The organism is Myxococcales bacterium (genome assembly GCA_022563535.1).
Classification (GTDB): domain Bacteria; phylum Myxococcota_A; class UBA9160; order UBA9160; family UBA4427; genus DUBZ01.
Genome location: JADFNE010000009.1, coordinates 1 through 18513 on the forward strand (window position 1 = coordinate 1; position 18513 = coordinate 18513).

The 18513-nt window shown below is 59.7% G+C and carries 12 protein-coding genes; 5 read left to right on the forward strand and 7 right to left on the reverse strand.

What is annotated here, in order from left to right; translation table 11 throughout:
* Positions 1 to 217: 217 nt before the first annotated feature.
* The 4 genes from glmU to IH881_04565 all read left to right on the forward strand — a co-directional run bounded on the left by glmU (position 218) and on the right by IH881_04565 (position 7623).
* Positions 218 to 1591, forward strand: a complete 1374-nt coding sequence (glmU, locus tag IH881_04550; GenBank protein MCH7866942.1) for a bifunctional UDP-N-acetylglucosamine diphosphorylase/glucosamine-1-phosphate N-acetyltransferase GlmU — start codon at positions 218 to 220, stop codon at positions 1589 to 1591.
* A 57-nt stretch (positions 1592 to 1648) separates the two neighbouring features.
* On the forward strand, positions 1649 to 3484 hold the full coding sequence (gene glmS, locus IH881_04555) for a glutamine--fructose-6-phosphate transaminase (isomerizing) (GenBank protein ID MCH7866943.1): 1836 nt from the start codon (positions 1649 to 1651) through the stop codon (positions 3482 to 3484).
* A gap of 125 nt (positions 3485 to 3609) precedes the next feature.
* The gene (locus IH881_04560) at positions 3610 to 5307 is read left to right on the forward strand and encodes a glycosyltransferase family 39 protein (protein ID MCH7866944.1); all 1698 of its coding nucleotides are present in this window, start codon (positions 3610 to 3612) and stop codon (positions 5305 to 5307) included.
* Between the two features lie 111 nt (positions 5308 to 5418).
* Positions 5419 to 7623 carry a UvrD-helicase domain-containing protein gene (locus tag IH881_04565; protein MCH7866945.1) on the forward strand — a complete coding sequence of 735 codons (2205 nt, stop codon included), beginning with the start codon at positions 5419 to 5421 and terminating at the stop codon, positions 7621 to 7623.
* Here the strand turns inward: IH881_04565 and IH881_04570 are convergent.
* The 6 genes from IH881_04570 to IH881_04595 form a co-directional block, all read right to left on the reverse strand.
* Positions 7620 to 9026, reverse strand: a complete 1407-nt coding sequence (locus IH881_04570; protein MCH7866946.1) for a hypothetical protein — start codon at positions 9024 to 9026, stop codon at positions 7620 to 7622. The genes IH881_04565 and IH881_04570 overlap by 4 nt on opposite strands.
* Positions 9026 to 9505, reverse strand: a complete 480-nt coding sequence (locus tag IH881_04575; GenBank protein MCH7866947.1) for a hypothetical protein — start codon at positions 9503 to 9505, stop codon at positions 9026 to 9028. Before IH881_04575 ends, IH881_04570 begins: the two co-directional genes overlap by 1 nt.
* Positions 9502 to 10821, reverse strand: a complete 1320-nt coding sequence (locus tag IH881_04580; protein ID MCH7866948.1) for a hypothetical protein — start codon at positions 10819 to 10821, stop codon at positions 9502 to 9504. The genes IH881_04575 and IH881_04580 overlap by 4 nt, the downstream gene beginning before the upstream one ends.
* Before the next feature lie 70 nt (positions 10822 to 10891).
* Positions 10892 to 12232, reverse strand: a complete 1341-nt coding sequence (locus IH881_04585) for a sulfatase (GenBank protein MCH7866949.1) — start codon at positions 12230 to 12232, stop codon at positions 10892 to 10894.
* Between the two features lie 164 nt (positions 12233 to 12396).
* Positions 12397 to 13704, reverse strand: a complete 1308-nt coding sequence (locus tag IH881_04590) for a hypothetical protein (protein ID MCH7866950.1) — start codon at positions 13702 to 13704, stop codon at positions 12397 to 12399.
* A 123-nt stretch (positions 13705 to 13827) separates the two neighbouring features.
* Positions 13828 to 15834, reverse strand: coding sequence for a glycosyltransferase family 39 protein (locus IH881_04595; protein MCH7866951.1), 2007 nt, complete (start codon positions 15832 to 15834; stop codon positions 13828 to 13830).
* 157 nt (positions 15835 to 15991) lie between these two features.
* Between IH881_04595 and IH881_04600 the strand changes: the two genes are divergently transcribed.
* Positions 15992 to 17623: a hypothetical protein gene (locus tag IH881_04600; GenBank protein ID MCH7866952.1), complete on the forward strand. Its 1632-nt coding sequence runs from the start codon at positions 15992 to 15994 to the stop codon at positions 17621 to 17623.
* On the opposite strand, the gene IH881_04605 is transcribed toward IH881_04600, so the two are convergent.
* The gene (locus IH881_04605; protein ID MCH7866953.1) at positions 17602 to 18498 is read right to left on the reverse strand and encodes a glycosyltransferase family 2 protein; all 897 of its coding nucleotides are present in this window, start codon (positions 18496 to 18498) and stop codon (positions 17602 to 17604) included. The two genes, IH881_04600 and IH881_04605, sit on opposite strands and share 22 nt — an antisense overlap.
* Positions 18499 to 18513: the final 15 nt, after the last annotated feature.

The following is an 18513-nucleotide window of genomic DNA, read 5'->3' on the forward strand; positions in this document are numbered from 1 at the left end:
AAGCCGCGCAGCCTGAAAGCCCCCCTCCCCCCGCAAATTCCAGTCAGACAGGAACACTCACCCGCTCTCACCCCTGGCGGCCCCGCGGGCTACACTCTGCCTTCGCATAGGCCGATGAAATTGTGACAGAGAATTGCGGTTTCGCGGCGATTTCGGTGGGTTCATCGCGATGTAAATGCAGCAAATGCATGAGTCAGATGGGAGTACGGAAGCACTGATGGACGTCACCACGAAAGAACTCGCTGTCGTGATTCTAGCCGCCGGTCAGGGTATGCGAATGAAGTCGCGTCGGGCCAAGGTGCTGCACGAGCTGTGTGGGCGGTCGATGTTGGGCCACGTGGTCACGAGTGCCGAGGCACTTTCCCCCGCACATCTGATCGTTGTCGTGGGTTACGACGGCGCGCAGGTAGAAGCGGAGTTCGAGGGCCGTGTCAAAATCGTCTACCAGACCGAGCAGAAGGGTACGGGGCACGCGGTCATGCAGGCACTGCCTCTGATCGAGGGATTCGCGGGTGATGTACTGATTCTGTACGGCGACACGCCACTGTTGACTCCCGAAACTTTCCAGCGGATGGGTCGGCTCAAGCGCGACACCGGGGCTGATCTTCTCATGCTCACGGCAGTGGGTCCGATTCCGGGTCGCGTCGTGAGGGATGCTTCGGGAAAGGTAGAGCGCATCGTCGAACAACAGGATGCCAGCCCGACTGAACTGGAGATCGAAGAGCGGAACACCGGTGTTTACATGATGAGCGCAGAGCTGGTGCGCGAGGGAATCGCAAATCTCAAAGACGACAATCAACAAAGAGAGCTGTACCTGACCGATATTGTCGGCCACGCTGTACAGAACGGACTTCGCGTCGAGGCGCTATTGCTGGAAGACGGCGATGAATGTCTCGGGATCAATACGCGAGCAGATCTGGCGACAGCTTCGGAGGTCATGCGTCGTCGGATCAATTTGCGACACATGGAAAGAGGGGTGAGCCTCAGCGACCCCAGCCAGGTCTACATCGACGTCGACGTCGAAATTGGGCGCGACTGCGTGATCGAGCCGGGTTGCGTCATTCAGGGCAACTCTGTGTTGGGCGAAGGAGTCCATCTCAAGAGCAATTGTGTGATTGAATCGAGTCGACTCGACGACGATGTCGTGTTGGGTCCAATGGCGCACCTGAGACCCGACTGCCACTTGATGGAAGGCGTCAAGATTGGGAACTTCGTAGAGATCAAGAACGCGACCCTGGGCGAAGGTACAAAGTCGGCACACCTCACCTATATCGGCGACGCCACGGTCGGTGCCGGAGTGAACTTTGGCTGCGGCACCATCGTGGTGAACTACGACGGCGTCAGCAAACACCGCTCGACGGTAGAAGACGGCGCGTTCATCGGTTGCAACTCCAATTTGCTCTCGCCGGTCTCGGTGGGGAAGAACGCCTTTGTCGCGGCCGGTACGACGGTGAGCAAAGACGTGCCCGCAGACGCCCTGGCGGTCGCGCGAGTGAAGCAAACGAACATCGAAGGTTGGGTCGCGAAGCGCGAAGGGCGTGAAACAAAGAGCGCAAAGAAGGACAAGCGCAGTTCAAAGAAAGACAAGTAGAGCGGCTGGGACAGGAAGCTTGCGGAGCCGTGGCTCTGCTCGGCGGGAGCGATAAACATGTCAGGAATCGTCGGATACATCGGTCGTGAGGGAAGTGCTTCGGACGTCTTGATCGACGGTCTGCGGCGCCTCGAATACCGAGGCTACGACTCGGCGGGGGTTGCGATCTTCGACGGCGACATCATCGACGTGCGACGCGCCGAAGGGAAGTTGACGAACCTCGAGGGCGAAATCCGCAGCGCGCCGATCGACGGTCGCGTGGGGATCGGCCACACACGCTGGGCGACCCACGGCAAACCATCCACGCGCAACGCCCATCCGCATCGGGCTGGATCGGTCGTGATCGTACACAATGGCATCATCGAAAATTATCGCGAGCTGCGCAGCGAACTCGAAGCCGCGGGTCGTGTCATTGATTCCGATACCGATACCGAGTTGATCGCGCACTGCATCGAGCAGTCCGTCGACGCGGGAAACGACCTGCTTACCGCGGTGCGCGAAGCCTGTGGCCGGTTGATCGGGGCCTACGCCCTGGCGGCGTTGTGTGAGAAGGATCCGACCACGATTGTTGCCGCGAAAAACGGCGGAAGTCCAATGATCCTCGGATTGGGAGAGAAGCAGTCTTTCCTGGCGAGTGACATCCCGGCGATTCTTCCGTACACGCGCCGGATGGCGTTCATCGAAGACGGCGAGTTTGCCGTACTGCGAGAGGATGGAATCGAAATCGTCTCGAGTACCGGCGAGCCGAGTCCGTGCGAGTTCAAGACTGTGCAGTGGGATCCGATCTCCGCTGAAAAGGGCGGTTACGACCGCTTCATGCAGAAGGAAATCTTTGAACAACCCCGCTCGATCACCGACACGATCGGCACTCGCATCGACGAAGCCAGTCTCGAGATTGATCTCGACGGGATCCAGCTCGACTCCGACTGGGTAAAAAATCTCAGCCGCATCACCCTCGTCGCCTGCGGTACGGCTTCCTACGCGTGCATGATCGGCAAGTACATGATCGAGCACATCGCAAAGATTCCGTGCGAAGTCGATCTCGCGAGCGAGTTTCGCTATCGCAATCCGATTCTCGATGACAAATGCATCGTAATGCTGGTCTCGCAGTCCGGTGAAACCGCTGACACCCTGGCGGCCCTGCGCGAAGGCAAGCGACAGGGTGCGCGCACCATTTGTATTACGAACACCCGCGATTCGACCATCGCCCGGGAGAGCGACGACGTTTTATATACCCATGCCGGACCGGAGATCGGGGTGGCGTCGACCAAGTGCTTTACCGCCCAGATCGTCGCCCTTTATCTGTTTGCCGTGAAGTTCGCGATGATTCGCGAGCTGCTGAGCCGCGAAGAGAAAGAAAAATTCCTCCACGATCTCATCAGCCTGCCGCGCGTGGTTCAAGAAACCCTGGCAATGGATGAGCGGATCGAGCGACTCGCCCATAAATATTTCAAGCACTCAGATTTTCTGTTTCTCGGCCGTGGGATCATGTTCCCCATTGCACTCGAGGGCGCGCTCAAGCTCAAGGAAATTTCCTACATCCACGCGGAAGCCTATGCCGCTGGAGAGATGAAGCACGGGCCGATCGCTTTGATTGACGAGAACATGCCGGTGATGGTGATCGCCAATCAGGGTCCGCTGTACGATAAGTTGATCTCGAATCTCGAACAAGTGCGCGCCCGGGACGGTCAGGTGATCGCGGTTGCGACCGAAGGGGACGAACACATCGCCTCCAAGGTCAACGACGTCATCTACGTTCCCGATCTCGGCGAGTTTCTCACTTCGGTGATCGTGTCGATTCCGATGCAGCTTTTCGCGTACCACGTGGCTACTCGCAAGGGAACCGATGTCGACCAGCCGCGAAATCTCGCCAAGAGCGTAACCGTCGAGTAGGAACTCAGTGAAACCCCCTTCGTAGCACCCGGTTGGCTGGGTTAATTTGTTGAGAATGATCACAGGATCATCCAGCAGAGCCCGAGCGCCGTTTCGAGCACCCTGGCCTACGACCAATCCCGTTGATGACAGCCATCCTGGCCCTCGCCTTCGCGTTGCGTGCGATCATGGCCGTTCGCACCTCGGTCATGTTCGAGGATGGTCCGCACTTTCTCGCTGTTGCCAAGCTCTTTGCAAACGGTGATTGGGCAGAGGCGCTGTCGCATCCCTATCACCCGTTGTATTCGGGGTTGATCGCGGCCTTCGAGTTGCTGATTCACGACTGGGAGGTCGCCGCGCTTTCGGTCTCGGTGATCGGCGGGACGGCGGCGGTCCTTGCGCTGTATCTCTTTTTGCGAGATGCCTTCGATTCGCGCAGCGCGATCTTCGGCGCATTTCTCCTGGCCATCTCTCCCTATGCAGTCCGTTTTACTTCGGATATCGAAAGCGAGGGGGTCTATCTCGCTTTCTTCATGGCCGCCGTTGCGCTTCTCTGGCGTGGATTGGGGCGTGGAATTGAACGTGGAAGCGCCAGCATCCTCGTTGCCGCTGGAGTGAGCGCTGGCTTTGCCTATCTCGCCCGGCCCGAGGGCGCGGGCCTGGTACTGATCGGCATCGGGTTGCTGATCCTCAAGGGGTACAGCGATGGCTGGCGCATCAGCCGCATCACGGGCATATGTTTTGCACTCGCCGGCGGCGCGCTGATGATAGCCGCCCCTTATCTTCGCGTGCTGATGCAGCAACGGGGCGGTTTCGCTCTTTCGGGAAAGAAGAGTGTATTTAGAACCCTCGGTCTTTCGGGTGAATCCGCGAACCCACTGGTGACAGATCCCGCGAGTCTCCCCTTGCTCGTCTTTGTATTCGTCGCACTGATCACCGTCATTATTTTCTCTATTTTGCGCCGACGCAATTCCGATCGACCGCAAACGCAGTCCCGCACCCGAGTGTGGGTCGCAGTCGGCTCGAGCTTGCTGGTGGGCTGGCTGCTGCTCTGGCCCGGTGGACTCAGGGAGTTTGCGAGCGTCCTGGTTTCGACCTTGCGGCCCGAGGTCTCAATCCTCGTGGCGCTGGGCATCTACGCTTCAATTAGCGCTTCATCGCAACGCGAGAGCCAGCCGCGAGACGTGTTCATTGCGGCGATTCTGGCCTTCTATGCCGTCGTATTGCTGGGGCTCCTGGCAAACTACGGCTATCTGAGTCGTCGCCACGTCCTGCCATTGATTCCTCTGCTGTTGGGATACGCGGGTCTGGGAGCGGGCTGGCTGGTGGATCGCGTAGTCGATGTAGGCAACCGAGACGATAAACGCGAAGAATCGCGCTCCGGGCGGGTCGCCTGGATGACGCCCGTGGGCGTGTTGACGGGCCTGGCCCTCGCGATGTTTGCCATCACCGCACCCAAGGTGCTGCGCGACCACCGCGAGGATGCCCTCGCCCAGCGCCTCGCCGCTGAATGGTTGCGCGATCAGGCATACGAACCGGGGGGCCGGGTGGCCTCAGACAAACGCCGAACAGCCTATTACGCCGAGCGCCAATGGTTTCCCCTGACCAAGGGAAGCGGGCTTCGCAGTCTGGAGTCCCTGGTGCGCGAACGGGTGCGGTACATCGTCGCAGACGATCGCGACCAGCTGCTTCCCAGTCCCGGGATCGAATTGCGTGAACTCTATCGCGCGGCTGCTGGGGGACGCAGCGGGGTGGTCTACGAATTGACCCGCAGCATCTCGGTCGAATCCCGGCCCGCGGGCCCGGCAATCGGCGCCGGCCCGCCAAATTACGAATTACATTGAGTCGCTCGCGCCTCTCCATTACCCTGCGGCTCGCGTTCCAGCTCCCGAAATCCTGCAACCGCACGATCTAGCCAAGGGTCGTCTGTGTAATCCCCCCGGAGGTTCGCTTCCTTGCTCCTCGAATCCATTCTCGACGGCCTCAATCCCGAACAACGCGAGGCGGTCGAGTGTGTCGAAGGCCCTCTGCTCGTGCTCGCGGGTGCGGGTTCCGGCAAGACCCGGGTGCTGACCCATCGCATCGCCTACCTGATCGGGCACTGCGGAATCCCCACCGAGTCGATCCTCGCCGTCACCTTTACCAACAAGGCAGCCAAGGAGATGCGCGAACGGGTCGAAAAGGCACTCGGCACCGACGCGGCCGGCTTGTGGCTCGGGACTTTTCACTCCACCTGCGTGCGGATTCTTCGCAGAGAGATTGGCCATCTCGGTCGCTCTCGGGGGTTCGTGATCTACGACGACAGCGATTCCTTGGGCGTCGTAAAGCTTGCCCTCAAGCGATTGAATCTCGATCCCAAGGAGTACGACCCCAAGCGCTATCGCTGGCGCATCGACCAGTGGAAGAACGAGGGCAAGCTGCCCTCGCGCGCCGCCAAGGACGCGGTCGACCTCGACGACGAGCTGTGCGTGGATATCTACACCGAATACCAGAAGATCCTGGCGGACGCCGAAGCACTCGACTTCGGAGATCTGCTCCTGCTCACGGTCGAACTGTTCCGCCGCCATCCCGCGGTCCTCCGTCACTATCAGCAACGCTGGCAGTACACGTTGGTGGACGAATACCAGGATACGAACCGGGTTCAGTACGACCTGGTGCGGATGCTCTCGGCCGCCCACAACAACTTGTGCGTGGTCGGGGACCCGGATCAGTCGATCTACGCCTGGCGGGGTGCTGACATTCGAAACATTCTCGATTTTGAAAATGACTACGAGGGCACTCGGGTCATCAAATTGGAGCGCAACTACCGATCGACTCAGCCCATTCTTTCGGGGGCGTCCGCGGTCGTGGCCAACAACGCGGATCGCCATGAAAAGAACATGTTCACCGAACGCGAGGGGGGTGATCTCATTCGCTGTTTCGAAGCGGTGGACGACCGCGAAGAGTCCCAATATGTGATTCGCGAGATCCTGGGGAAGAACCGGCGTGAGCATCGGCCCTACGGCGATTTCGCCATCTTGTATCGGACCAACGCGCAGTCGCGCTCCTTCGAAGAAGAACTTCTGAAGTACGACATCCCCTACACAATCGTGGGGGGAATGCGTTTCTACGACAGGGCCGAGGTCAAAGATGTTCTCGCGTACCTGCGTCTGATGGTGAACCCGGCGGACGATCAAGCGCTGCGGCGAATCATCAACAAGCCTGTGCGCGGCATCGGCAAGACTACCGTCGACAAGGCGTCGGACCTGGCCTTCCAGCAGGGGATCAGCTTGCTCGAGGGGCTAGCGGTCTTTGCCCAGACCACAGCCAAGCGCTGGGCGGGAAAGATCACCGAGTTTCTCGCGATGCTGGATCGCTTTTCCATCGAACTCGTAGATCGGTCGGTGGACGAGATCATTGGCCATGTATTGAAGGCCACCGGGTACATCACGTCGCTCGAAAAAGAAGGCAGTACGGAGTCGGAGACCCGGGTCGAGAACCTGAAGGAACTCGTGCTGAGTGCCGAAGACTTCCACCTTGCAAACGTGGACAACCCCGACACGGAGAGAACCGAACTCGAACTCTTTCTGGATCAGGTCGCCCTGGTCTCCGATCTCGACAACTATGAACAACGCAGCGAGGTCGTGTCGCTGATGACGGTCCATTCCTCCAAAGGACTCGAGTTTCCCCTGGTGTTCCTGGTGGGCATGGAGGAGGGCATCTTCCCCCATGCGTCATCGAGTCGCGATGCAGCGGGACTCGAAGAAGAGCGCAGGCTCTGTTACGTGGGCATGACCCGGGCAATGGAACACCTGACCCTCGCCTATGCGCGAGAGCGCAGGCGCTACGGAGGAATCAACTACCAGACGCCGTCGCGTTTTCTGAACGAAGTGCCCGAAGAAGTGATGGAAGAGGTGGCTTCACGAGGTGCCAAGACGAGATCGCAAGCCCAGGACGAGTACTCGCAAATCGGCGACGACGATTTTTCGTACAGCCAGGAGATGGGGGACGGGGGTGAGGGGGGAGTTCGCCCGGGGATGCGGGTGCGGCATTCGGTGTTTGGAATTGGAGTGATTCTTTCGTCTTCGGGGTCGGATTTGAATCAAAAATTGAAGATTCGATTCGAGCGGGCGGGGGTCAAGACCGTGATGGTTCGGTATGCGAATCTCGAGCCGGTTTAGGGCTCGAGGTTCTTTTGGTGGGGGGATGGACGGAGGGCTGTGAAGAATAGTAAGAGGGTGCAGGGATAGAGTTGGATTAGTAGGCGTAAGTTGGAAGTGGCCAGGTGCCAGGCGAGGTCTCGTTCGGTGATCAGGTAGATGAAGTAGTAACCGGCGAGTTGGAGCGCCAGGGCGAGAGTTGCGGCGGCGAGGTAGCGCGATTCGATTGTGCGTCGGGGGAACCCAGACCAGACGCCCAGGCCGAGCAGTAGTCCCAGCAGGGGTAGGCCGGTGAGCATCAACGTCATGTTGAAAAACGATGTGATGATCATTTGATGTCTCGTCCATTCGAAGATCCGACCGAGAGATATCCATGTGAAATCGGCCGCGAGGTCATTTTCTCCTCCCACGGTTAGCTTTACCGCGAGCAGCAGGCCAAGGGGAAGCGCGAGTCCCTTCGCGAACTGAAGTACCTCGGTCAGTCTCTCTCGCCACTCGGCTCGCGGGCCCACGACTGCCAATGCGACGGGGATTACCAGGGCAAAGAGCAGTCCTTCGTTTTTGGTCCAGGCGGCGGCGCCGGCCGAAATGCCGGCCGCGAACAACAAGGCCAAGCGATCATGGGGGCGCCTTGCCCCTGCGAGGATCAGCGCAAAAGAGGTCGCGAGAAAAGTTCCCGTTGGGATGTCCGATATCTGCCAGGTTGTCTGGGCCATGAACTGCGGCGAGGCGAGCAGCGCGAGCGCCCCGAGGAACGCCAGCGGACGTCCTCTAGCCTGGGCAATCGCGGCGAAGAGAATTGCGAGAGCAAGCGTGCTGAACGCAACAGACAGCAGCGCAGAGATTGTTTGATTGGCGTCCCCAGCGTAAGTCCAGAGCCGCGCGACGTTGAGCGGAAGTAGCAGGGGGTAGTCGGTGTGGGACCACTCGATGACGTCGGAAAAAGCGCGCTGCCAATGTTCTCCCGCGTCGAAAAAGAAAAATCGCGCCTTCAAGTTCCAGATCGCGAATGCATCCCAGAAACCGAGGGATTCGTCTCGAAACCGCTGCAGCCAGATGTAGCCATTGACGACGAGTGCGGTCGCGAGACCCGCGCCGAGCATCCAATCGATCGCCGATAGCGGCTCCGCGGGTTCGTCGCGCCGGGTGTCGAGTGGAGGTCGACTGCGCTGGGCCGAGACCCCGTAGCCCGCGAGCGCGACTAAAACGGCGATGTCGATCCCAATGACCCAGGGACGTGTCGCCAGACCGAGGATCAAGCAGGCAAAGTAGATCAATGAACTCGCGAACAGGCCGAGGGCTCCCGAGACTGCAGCGCGCAGCACGAGACTGCCGGATACCTGGCGAGGGCGCGGCCAGGCGATCTCGAGTGCAAACCAGCCCGTCGCTCCGCTGATCGTCAATGCAAACAAGGCCAGTTCCATTAGCGATCCCGTGCGCGGGTGAGCGCGATGCTGGCATTCAACGAGACGATGGCAACCCGCGCATTTTTGCGCAGGTACTCGCTCAACTGCTGGGAACTCTGAAAGGCTGCGAGGACAAGGTCGTGGGCCGGTGTGGGGTGCTCCTGATCGGCGTCGAGTTCCACCAGTACCGGCGCCAGGGCAAACTGCGTGAGGTAGTAACGCGCCTGGCCAGAACCGTCAGTGCGAACGTCTATATCACTCTCCGAGACATAGCCGATCACTTTGTGACCGCGAAGCGCGGCCCGGAGCGGTGCCGACTCCGAGAGCATTGCGACGTAACGCGCGGCCGGGTCGAGTTGGCCTTGTTCTCCCGTATTCATCGATGATGCAGATGCTGCGTTTCGCGCTTGCAACCACACGAGCGGGTGGGTGATCGCGAGCAGCAACAGCAGTGCCGCCGCGATCATCAAGGCAATGGGTTGCCCGAGGATCTTCATGACATCTCCCGCCCGAAATCCAACGAGAGCAAGCGCAAGCCCAGCCCATATAAAATCAAAGTGCCTCCCCCCTGCACGACCGGAAAATAGATTTCGTGGGGAAGCGGTGCGAGGGACACGGTGAGGGTCGCCATCAGGCCGAGCAGGGCCAGGCCCGGCAGGATGCGCTCGACCACCCATTGGCCCGCGCCCTCGGGCACACGTGCTATGCCGGTGCAAAGCGTTGAGAGCAGCAGGGGAACGGTCAATATGAAGTAGTGTTCCCAGACCAGGTTTGCGCTCAACAGGAATATGCTGCAGCCGATCCCCAGCCGCGTCACCTCGCGAATGGCCTGTTCTCTACTTTGCAGCGAAACATTCGCCACAGGATCGTCCCGTCGTATCCAGCTGGCGAACACGACCGGCAGGCAGAGTGCGATGGCGAGGACCAGTGAGTAACCCGAAGCACCAGCTCCCGCGACAAACGGCAATGGTGCGTAGTTTCCCATTCCCACGGCGATGATTTCTGGTGGAATCCATTGAATGGCCTGGGCCCATCCGAGCCAGCATTCGACCGTACCGAAGAATGCGCTCGAACTCGCAAACGCAAGCGCGACCCCAGTGGAGACTCCCGCTCCTTGATACAGCAGTGTTCGGAATTGTCGGGTGAGCAAAAGGTCTGCGAACAACAGCACGCTGACGAGCGCGATATTTGGTTTGAACATCGTCGCGCATCCGAGTAGAGCGCCGGCAAAAAACAACGACTTCGCACTTCCGACGTGGCGCTGGAGTGTCAGAACCAGGGCGAGCAAGCCCAATTGAACGTTGTTGACGTTCATGACTTGAGTTTCTGACTGAAAGGGAGCGAAGCGCAGGAGCAACGCGTTCAATATGATCAGGGTTGCGATCCAGGAGATGCCCAGGAGTCGCGAGATCCCGACAACCCCCGCAACAAAACTCGACAGCGAAATGACGTGCCAGCGTCCGTAGTCGGTTTCGTAGTCGCCGCTTGCGAACAAGTGAATCGCGGCGTAGAGAAATGGTGTCGAGTAGGTTTCGAGGACCGGTCGACCGGTGGCCACTACGAGCTGCCGCTTTGCATCTTCGTCGTGTGATGCGCGCCCGAGAAACAATGCGCCAATGCGGGTGCGTTCTTCGTCCGTGTAGGGGTTGTGGACACCGTCGTGCTCAACCGCTTCACCCACCACCCAGAACTGGTAGTAGTCCATTCCCGCGAACGTCTGGCCGCGGGACCACGATTCGGCAATCGCGTAGCCGGACAACAGGACCAGCAAGACCACCGCGATGCGTCGAATCTGATCTGTGGCGACTCGCATGGGCTCCCGGGACTTGCTTTACAACTTCTCGAGGCTAGCTCGGATGCTAACTCGGTTCAGACGTTGCCGTTCATGGATCTCGTTTCGACTCTTTGTCTTTGTCTTTGTCATTGTTGTTGTCGTCGTCGTTGTCTGTGTCGCTGTCGAGGTAGCCGAGCGCTTTCATCTGGCGACGGGTTTCGGGGTCGAGTTTTCCTACCGGCGAGGGCGGAAGTGCCGACCGACCTGCAGTCCAGCGCTCGAGTGCTTCTGACATGGTTTTCAAAACCTCGGGTTGCCCGTTACTCAGGTCGTGAGTCTCTCCCGGGTCGGATTTCAGATCGAAGAGCCCCGCGTCGAAATCGCCCGGCTTTGAAGACAGAATGAGCTTGTAATCACCCGAATAGATCGCCCGCAGTTCCCGCTGAAAACGTTCTCCCTTCCACTGCACGTTTCCAGCGCTGCGATAGAGCTCGGTGATCGCGGGATGTGTCAATGCGTTCAAGGCTTGACCCTCGATCGCGTGCGGCAGCGATATCCCGATCGCCTCGAGGAGCGTCGGCATGATGTCCACGGATTGCGCTCGAATCTCGCGGTCGACTTCCAGCGCAACACCCGCCGGGGGCTTGATGATCAGGACACCGCGCACCACTCCCTCGTAGAGCGAAAAGCCGTGACCCTCGAGATCGTGTTCGCCAAAGTGTTCGCCGTGATCCGAGGTGACTACGATCCAGCTCGAGTCATAGTGATTGCGAGCCTTCAACTCATCGATCACCCGGCCAATCTGCCGATCCATGAAGAGGATCTCGGCGTCGTAGAGGGCAAGTTCTTTCGAACGAGCAAAATCTTTGGATGGCTTCAGGAACTGCTCCCAGCTGGATTCGTGGGGTTCGTAGGGATCGTGAGGATCGAAGTAGTTCAAGAAGAGGAAGAACGGGTCGAGACCCGCATGATCGATGAAGCCGATGGCCAGGTCGCTCACCAGATTGCCGGGACGTCCGCTCAGCGAATCGAAAGCCGCGTCGTAGTGGTCGAACCCCTGATCGAGGCCAAAGACCGGCTTGAACCACGGTCCCGCGGCGACGGCATAGGTTAGGTAACCCTCTGCTCGGAGAATCTCGGCGAGGGTGATGGCTTCGTCGGGCAATCGATTTACGCGAAAAGCGTCGAAGCTTTGGGGTGCGCCGTCGGCGTCACCGAGCCCAACATCACCCTGGTTGCTGTAGTGTGCCCCGTGGGTCGACGGATATAGGCCGGTAAAGAGTGAGGCGTGGGTCGGCAACGTCCAGGAGGACGTGGTCAAGAAGTTTTGCATCACCAGACCGTCTGCGGCCAAAGCCTCGAGGTTGGGAGATGTGGGCCTGTCGTAGCCGTAGAGCGAAAGGTGGTCCGGACGCGTGGTGTCGAGGCTGATCATCACGATGGAATTCATCGCCGTTTTTGGCGGAGTTGTTGGTGGCTTCGCAGATAGCTCGTGCGCCTCGTCCTTCGCACAATCCTCTGCACACGAAACACTCACCGCGATGCAAAGGGCGAGCAGAGGCGCAAGCAAGAGCCCGGGCCCAGCGCCTGCCCGCCAACGTCTTTCGCATCGCTTCATTCGACGTCGCCCGAGCTTGCTTCGAGTTCTTCACCGGATTCTTCGCCAGGTTTCAGCGCAGCGAGCAGACACATCAGCGGTTCGATTGGGACACGGTACCGCCCGTGGCCATGTACAGTGAGGTAGTAGGGTCCACCAAAAAGAAGGATCGCCGCGAGCAGGGCGCCGGTTCCAAATTTGCGCGCGCGGACGGCGCCTCGCAGCGCGAGTGCCGTGAGCGCGATCAACCCCAGCGAATAGAACCATGGGATGTGTCGATAGCCCGCCCACCACTCACCCACCCAAAAACCGCTGAAGCGCGTAAGCGAGTTGGCAATGAAACGCCCCGGTCGCGCGAAGATCTCGGCCAGTGCCCACTCGCGTGCCATGCGGTCGTAGTTCCGCTCACCGACGGCTGCGAACTTTTCGCCCTGGGCTGCGTCGTGCCAGGGACTCGGGGCCAGACCGTGAAACGATTCAGCGTTGGCCCCGGGATAGTTTCCCACCCAAAGATTGACGCCGACGTTTCCCCGCAGCGGATTGATCGAACCAAACTGCTGAGCGTTGCGAATCGTCCAAGGGGTGACGACGATCGCAAAGCAGATCAGCGCCGCTGCGAAAGCCGTGCGCCGCTCCCCTTTCGGGTTCGTGAGAAACAGATGTGCAATTGTCACCGGCGCGATCGCGATTGCAGCGCCGTCGGCCATCAAAGCGAGAGCGAAGGTTGCACCTGCCAAGCCCCCCGCCCCGCGCGCCCGATACATCGGGACCAGCAGCGTATAAAAGTGCAGCAGCAACAAGAAAGCGAAGAGTTGCGAGGGCCAGGCCCAGGCGAGGAATTGCCAACCGTTGGGATTGACGAGAAAAATTCCAGCCGCCACAAACCCCACTGAGCGGCCGCCAAAGCGCACACCCAAGAGATAAAGCAGCCCCGCACTCGCGGCTTGAAATAAACAGTTGACGACCAACATCGCCTTGGCCGCCGCGAGTGTGTAGGCGCCGAAGAGCTTGAAGATGGCTGCCAGCAGCAGGGGATAGAGGGGCGAGACCCAGGCGGTGGGTAAGAAGACCTCGCCATCGGGCGAAACCGAGAAGCCGTGTCCGGCCGCGATGTTCCCGGCGATGTGACCTACTTCGAAGCCGAAGGCGAACCCGTTGCCCGCCATGGCCTCGAGGTCGAACCAGGCCCCACCGAGTCCCAGCTTGACCGCGAAGACCAACGCGACCACACCGAGGGCGCGCTGTACTTCACTCGCGGGCAGCGTCGCGGACAGTCGCGCAGCGGCCGGTGCCCAGCGCCACTCTACGCGCGCTAGCGGTTGCACCGAGCCTTCCCCCCAGCGCCAAACTCTCGACTCATCGCAACTGGCATTTCCCGAGTCTAACTCGATTCGAGACCGTAAATACCTGTATCTAAACGTATTTGAAGAAAATTTTCGAGCAAAGGATCAGCCCAGGTAGGTCCACACGATGACCGCGACTGCGGTCCCGAGCCAGCCGTGAAAAATTACGCGCAGCGGCGCCATGCGAGGGGATTGCAGCGCGCGGTCCACCACCGAGATACCGCTGGCCGCTGCGATCGAGAGTGGCAGGATTGCAGCCAGTACGTAGAAGGCCTTGGCCTGTGCGTAGTAGGGAACGCGAAACGTCACGATGAAAAGTGAAAACAACAAGACGAACATGACGACGAACATGAACGAAGCGGCGATCCTCGCATGCAATGAGTCCGCGCGAAAAGCGCGCTCCAATAGCCGACCCGAACCGATTGCCAGCAAGAAGCTGAGGGGCAGTGCGGTCCAGTAGCCCAGGGTCATGAAGTCGTAGTTCCAGTACGGGTGACGTGTGTCGACGTGCACCATTCCCGCCAGCAGACCGTCGCCCCAGAAAGTCGAATAGATCCCGTCCCAAAATGAATAGAAGCCCGCAAAGAAGGGATGCCGGAGCGACTCGCCGAAGCTCGAGTAATAAGACGCGGTGTGAAAGCCCGGGTACTCCCACCAACTCGATGTGCCGGGAAGGTTGACGTTCCAGATCACCCACTCGCCGTACGCCAAATAGTTGCGGAGATAGAACCATCCGCCTACGAGCGCAGTCGCGGCCAGGATGCCCGCGAAGGCCGCGCCGCCCCGCCGCGCCGCGGTCGTTCGATCATCACCGTCGAGCAGGCCGATCTTGCTGCCGATGACTGCGGCAAATACCGGCACCAGGATGAGCCCTGAAAACTTCGTCGCGATCGCGAACCCCAGCGCTCCTCCAACTGCCAGCCATTGGCGTGTCGAAGTCTTCTCCGCAAGCAGTGCGTTCAAGGCGAGTAGCGTCGCGAAACTGCTCCACGCCACGAGCAGTGATTCGTTCGAGACATAGGCCGACACGTAGAGGTTCATCGGCAGCAGACCCGCGAAGCCAACCGCGAGAGCCGTCTTCACCGGGTCGTTGTCAAAGAAACGCCGGGCGCAGAAGTAGGCAACCCAGACCGTCGTCAAGCCACTGCCAAAGCAGACGATGCGGTACACCACCTGCCCCGTGGCAGACTCTCGTGTTACGTCGCCGGCCAGTACGAGTGCTGCGGTCAAGAGATAGAAAAGAGGGGGGTGATAGGTAGACCAACCCTGGGTCGCATCGGGGAGACTTCGGTTTTCGATCAGGTAGTCGAGATACTGGAGATGGGCGGGGATATCGAAACCCATCATGACCGGAAGCTGTGAGATCTTGAGGACGAAGACCGCGATCCAATAACAAGTGACGCCGCCGAGCACGGCCTTGGGTAGCCAGGCGAAATTCGCGTCGACGCTTCGATTGCGTGCTGCAGTCGAGACCCCGGCGAACAGCAGGAACAGGATTCCCAAAACCAGGGCGTGTCGGCCGAAGACCTCGCCAGGGCGGGGCATGATGAGAGAATCTGCGAAGAGTTGATTGTCCCGAGCGGGCGCCGCCTGGGCGACTGCGATCCCCTGAGCGCTGACTTCCCAACGGGTGTCGGTTTCGACTTCGATTCCTTTCCCCCGAATGGCGAGTTGCAACAGTGCGGGACCGCTCGGGTTGCGTACCTGGACTCGAATTTCGTTCGCCCCCGAACGCAGCTGTTCCGTGACATCGACCGCTAGCGTGTCCTGCCACGAATCGAGGGGTTCGTCCCAGAACAGGCGAGTGCCGTTCAGCTTGAGCTCGAGGGAGCGCAGGCCTCGGGCAGTCAGCATCGCCGGGCCGAAACCCTGATCGACCTCGAATCGCCGGGTGAACGTCGTTGCGGGGGCATTTTCTCGAAGAACCGGAATGGCATCGCTCGAAGGCACGATGGGATAACCGATCCAATTCGCCCCGTTGCCTCGGGTCAGAAACGATGCATCATCCGACCAATAGACTTCATGCAAGAGTGCTGCACTGCAGATCAAAAGCAGGGCTACGAGGGATGCGATCTGGAGTCGGGTGAGGGTGGATCCCCGAATGGCCGCCATCCCTGACCCTCTTCCTTCGATTGGTACTTCGATTGGTAGTTGACGAACGACGATTGACGATCGAATCCGCCACTTGATTTGGGCGTCGAGTCGACTTGCGCGCCACCGCCCGACCCGATTCAGTATAGTGGGAAGTGATCAGGAGGCGAGTTCCTCGGTGCCCACAACCGGTGAAGAGTCCGAAACGGCGCGGGAGCATTCAAAGCCGTGGGTTTGGCCCATGGGACCGCCATTGTTCCTGGCCCTGGTCTCATTGGGCGTATTTGTTTGGATCACCGTCCAACGCGCGCAGCATCCCTTTGAACTCGAGTGGATGGAGGGCGGCTCCCTTCAGCACTTGACGCGGATCCTCACAGGCCAGGCACTCTACGCCGCGCCCTCGATCGATTTCGTTCCCTTTCCCTACCCACCGCTCTATTACTACGCGGCGATTCCCGTGACGAGCCTGGTCGGAGTCAACTTGCTGTCGCTTCGCATCGTGTCGTTGCTGGCCACGTTCACAACGGCGGCACTCCTTTGCGGACTGGTGCGGCACGAAACCCGGCGCTGGGAAATCGGCGTGATCTGCGCAGGCTTGTTCCTCGCGACTTATCGCGCAAGCGGTGCGTACATGGACGTGGGTCGAATCGACTCCCTGTTCGTCGCCCTGGTCGTGGGAGGCGTATACCTCCTTCGGGTTCGGGACGATCTGGTGGGTGTGGCGCTCGCCGGGGTGCTGGCCTTCCTCGCCAGCATGACCAAGCAGACGGGCCTCGCGTTGTTCGCGCCCTTGGTGTTTTGGTGTTTGTATCGCGACTGGATCGCCGTTGATGTCGCCGCCGGACGCTATCGACGCTCGATCGCGTTTGTCGCAACGATATTGGGACTGGTGACAGTCGCCTCGATCCTGCTCAGCCGAGGAGAGAATTCCCATTTCTTTTTCTATCTGCTTGGCGCGCAGAGTGGACACGAAATCCGCTGGTCGCTGCTGCCGTACTTTTTCTGGAAGGATCTCTTCATGGCACTTCCCCTTGCCGTGCTCGCGGTGTTTGCCGTGCTCGCGGGGTCGAGGTTTGGGTCGGGGTCATGGACGATCAAGCGATCCGAAGACAAGCTCGGCATGTTGTTCTATCTCGCATACTTCGCCGGGACGGTCATCGCCTGGATCGTTCCGCGCATCAAGGTCGGTGGCGCGATGAACAACCTGATCCCGCTGCACGCATGTCTGGTGCTGATGCTGGGGGTTGCCCTTGGCATGCTGCTGGATCGGGAACGACAAAGTCGTGGAGTCGCGACACTCCTGTCGGCCCTTCTAGTGTGCCAGTTCGCATGGCTCGGATTCGATCCGCACATTGCGCTGCCCAAGCCTGGCGATGTCGTTGCCGGAAAACGTCTGGTCGAGCAGTTGTCGACGGCTGAAGGCGAAGTATTGATCCCCGCCCATGGCTACCTCGCTGGGCTTGCGGGCAAGCGTCTCTTCGCGCATCAAATGCCGGTAGATGATCTCGCGAACAGCGGCCTGCCAGACGCCGAAGCGCTTCGCGAAGAGTTCAGCAATGCCATTGCCAATCGGCGATTCGGAATCATCATCGATTCGACGAGTCGTTTCTTGGAACAGTATCCCGACGATCATGTTCTCGAAGAGAATTACCGGATCGCGGGGCCCGTCTTCGGGAACATCGGCAAGCTCGTGCCTAGATCGGGTTGGCAAGTGGGGCCGGGTGTCGTTTGGGTGCCGCGGGAAAAGAGCCCTCAGCGGGAAGAGAGCCTTCAGCGGGAAGAGAGCCCTCAGCCGATTTTAGACCAGTAGCGCAGGGCTTCGATCGCGGTGCTCGGTCGCAGCTGCAATATTGCGCGCAGGGTTCGATATAAAAGATGAAGCTTGATGATGCGCTTGCGGCTCGAAACCTTTTCGGCGCGCACCCATCCCAGTTCACGCGCCCGGTCGGCGATGCGATTGAATACCAGCACCTCTTCGTCGAACCGCAGCATGCTCTCGGACTGTCGGGTCGTTGCACTGCCCGGGTGACGCCGATACGCATACCCTCGCTCGGGCGAACCCACCAGGGTATGTCCGTCCATCAATAGACCGACGACAAAGACGAGGTCCTGCACTTGTTTGAATGCCGGGTCGAAGCGCCGGTCTGCGATCCGCGACTTCCGGTAGCACAGGGTCGGGGTCATGATGAAGTAACCCGCCATCAGGCTCGCAACTGCATCCTCGCCGTGCAGCACCAGTTCGTCGCCCGACGATCCTGGAATCAGGAAACCCTTCACCGCGTCGGCCATGGAAAAAACCTTCGATCCGTCGTAGTTCACGATCTCGGTCTGACAGAAGAAGGCGCTGGCATCCTGGTGTTTGTTCGCGAGGGAGAGCATCAGGTCGACGTAGCCCGGGGTCAGCGCGTCGTCTGCGTGGAGCAAGGTCACGAGATCACTCTGGCTGTGATCGAGACATCGATTCCAAGTCTCGACCATGCCGAGGTTTCCGGAGTTCTCGAGGTAGCCAATCCGAGGGTCGCCGTACGCCTTCAGCAGTTTCTCTAGCGAGAGATCGAGTCCCGAGTCGTCGCATACAAACAACTGCCAAGAAGAATTTCGCTGGGCCAGGACACTGTCGACCGCAATGCGCAGCAGGTTCGTGTCACGGTAGAACGGGATGGCGAAGGTAATTTCGGCCGTCATCCGGAGAAGCCTTGG